The sequence below is a fragment of the Ignatzschineria cameli genome, from assembly GCF_003121895.1.
In the GTDB taxonomy this organism is placed as follows: domain Bacteria; phylum Pseudomonadota; class Gammaproteobacteria; order Cardiobacteriales; family Wohlfahrtiimonadaceae; genus Ignatzschineria; species Ignatzschineria cameli.
Window position 1 is genome coordinate 1 of the sequence record NZ_QEWW01000024.1, and the last position, 3,113, is coordinate 3,113.

The window sequence follows — 3,113 nt, forward strand, 5'->3', positions numbered from 1 at the left end:
TTGCTTAAGTTGTTGTATTCGCGTCAACTTTGGAAACGATCATGTCTCGTATCAAAATTGTCTAAGACCTATTATATGGTCAAGCCTCACGGTCAATTAGTATTGGTAAGCTCAATGCATTACTGCACTTACACACCCAACCTATCAACGTCGTAGTCTTCGACGGACCTTCAGAGGGGTTAAACCCCTAGGGAAATCTAATCTTGAGGTGGGCTTCCCGCTTAGATGCTTTCAGCGGTTATCCCGTCCGTATGTAGCTACCCGGCTATGCCATTGGTATGACAACCGGACCACCAGAGATACGTCCACTTCGGTCCTCTCGTACTAGAAGCAGCTCCTCTCAAATTTCCAACGCCCACGGCAGATAGGGACCGAACTGTCTCACGACGTTCTGAACCCAACTCGCGTACCACTTTAAATGGCGAACAGCCATACCCTTGGGACCGACTACAGCCCCAGGATGTGATGAGTCGACATCGAGGTGCCAAACTCCGCCGTCGATATGAACTCTTGGGCGGAATCAGCCTGTTATCCCCGGAGTACCTTTTATCCGTTGAGCGATGGCCTTTCCATACAGAACCACCGGATCACTAAAACCTACTTTCGTACCTGCTCGACGTGTCTGTCTCGCAGTCAAGCACCCTTTTGCTTTTGCACTCAATAGCCCGATTTCCGACCGGGCTGAGGGTACCTTCGTACTCCTCCGTTACTCTTTCGGAGGAGACCGCCCCAGTCAAACTACCTACCATACAATGTCCTTAATCCAGATGATGGATCTAAGTTAGAATTCCAAAACTTTCAGGGTGGTATTTCAAGGATGGCTCCACTAAAACTAGCGTCTTAGCTTCAAAGCCTCCCACCTATCCTGCACAAAAAGATTCAAAATCCACTGTAAAGCTATAGTAAAGGTTCACGGGGTCTTTCCGTCTTGCCGCGGGTACACCGCATCTTCACGGCGATTTCAATTTCACTGAGTCTCGGGTGGAGACAGCCTGGCCGTCATTGCGCCATTCGTGCAGGTCGGAACTTACCCGACAAGGAATTTCGCTACCTTAGGACCGTTATAGTTACGGCCGCCGTTTACTGGGGCTTCGATCAAGAGCTTCGCTTACGCTAACCCCATCAATTAACCTTCCAGCACCGGGCAGGCGTCAGACCCTATACGTCCACTTTCGTGTTTGCAGAGTCCTGTGTTTTTGATAAACAGTTGCAGCCAGCTTTTCACTGCGACCCTCCTCAGCTTACTGCGTAAAGCATTCACCAAGGAAGGTGTACCTTCTCCCGAAGTTACGGTACGATTTTGCCGAGTTCCTTCACCCGAGTTCTCTCAAGCGCCTTAGAATTCTCATCCCAACCACCAGTGTCGGTTTGGGGTACGGTTCTCATATCACTATAGCTTAGAAGCTTTTCTTGGAAGCATAGCATCAACCACTCCGGAGGTCGTAACCTCCTCGCATTCACATCTCAGCATTAAGATCCCGGATTTGCCTAAGATCTCTGCCTACCTGCTTACACTGGTATACCAATCACCAGCTGGTCTAGCTTTCTCCGTCCCTCCATCGCATGATACGAGAGTTCAGGAATATTAACCTGATTCCCATCGACTACGCATCTCTGCCTCGTCTTAGGGGCCGACTCACCCTGCTCCGATTAACGTTGAACAGGAAACCTTGGTCTTTCGGCGTGCGTGTCTTTCACACGCATTAACGTTACTTATGTCAGCATTCGCACTTCTGATACCTCCAACAGCTCTTACGAGTCCATCTTCACAGGCTTACAGAACGCTCCCCTACCACATATATTTTAAAATATACATCCGCAGCTTCGGTATATCGCTTGAGCCCCGCTAAATCTTCCGCGCAGGCCGACTCGACTAGTGAGCTATTACGCTTTCTTTAAATGGTGGCTGCTTCTAAGCCAACATCCTAGCTGTCTATGCCTTCCCACATCGTTTACCACTGAGCGATAATTTAGGGACCTTAGCTGGCGGTCTGGGTTGTTTCCCTCTCCACAATGGATGTTAGCACCCACTGTGTGTCTCCCATGATAATACTTTCCGGTATTCGGAGTTTGCATCGGGTTGGTAAGTCGGGATGACCCCCTAGCCGAAACAGTGCTCTACCCCCGGAAGTAAATTACATGAGGCGCTACCTAAATAGCTTTCGGGGAGAACCAGCTATCTCCAAGCTTGATTAGCCTTTCACTCCGACCCACAGCTCATCCCCATCTATTGCAACAGATGTGGGTTCGGCCCTCCAGTCAGTGTTACCTAACTTTCAGCCTGGCCATGGGTAGATCGCCTGGTTTCGGGTCTATACCCTGCGACTTGACGCCCTATTAAGACTCGGTTTCCCTACGCCTCCCCTATTCGGTTAAGCTTGCCACAGAATATAAGTCGCTGACCCATTATGCAAAAGGTACGCAGTCACCCTAAAAAGGGCTCCCACTGCTTGTACGTACACGGTTTCAGATTCTATTTCACTCCCCTCACAGGGGTTCTTTTCACCTTTCCCTCACGGTACTTGTTCACTATCGGTCGATTACGAGTATTTAGCCTTGGAGGATGGTCCCCCCATGTTCAGACAGGATTTCTCGTGTCCCGCCCTACTTGTTGATATGCCTAGTACCACTTACTGTATTTAAAATACGGGGCTATCACCCACTACGGCTCATCTTTCCAGATGATTCTTCTATACAATAAGTTATCACATATCGGCTCTTCCCGGGTCGCTCGCCACTACTGCGGGAATCTCAATTGATTTCTTTTCCTCTGGTTACTTAGATGTTTCAGTTCACCAGGTTCGCTTCCTTAAACCTATAGATTCAGTAAAAGGATGACAGGGTTTTAAGCCTGTGCGGGTTTCCCCATTCGGACATTTCCGGATCAAAGCTTGATTGCCAGCTCCCCGAAACTTTTCGCAGACTTCCACGTCCTTCATCGCCTGTAATCGCCAAGGCATCCGCCATGTACGCTTATTCACTTGACCATATAATAGGGATTAGACTCATTATAATAATGAATCGTCCAAACTATATGACAAATAGCTCTTCAATTCTCCTACGAATGTAACATGATAACGTTTCACTTTAAGTTAACTCATTTTATCAAATTG

Annotated in this window: 1 rRNA gene; it reads right to left on the reverse strand. The window is 48.4% G+C overall.

The window, feature by feature from the left end:
* Positions 1 to 75 precede the first annotated feature (75 nt).
* Positions 76 to 2,987 (reverse strand): 23S ribosomal RNA (locus DC077_RS10525).
* Between the last annotated feature and the right edge of the window lie 126 nt (positions 2,988 to 3,113).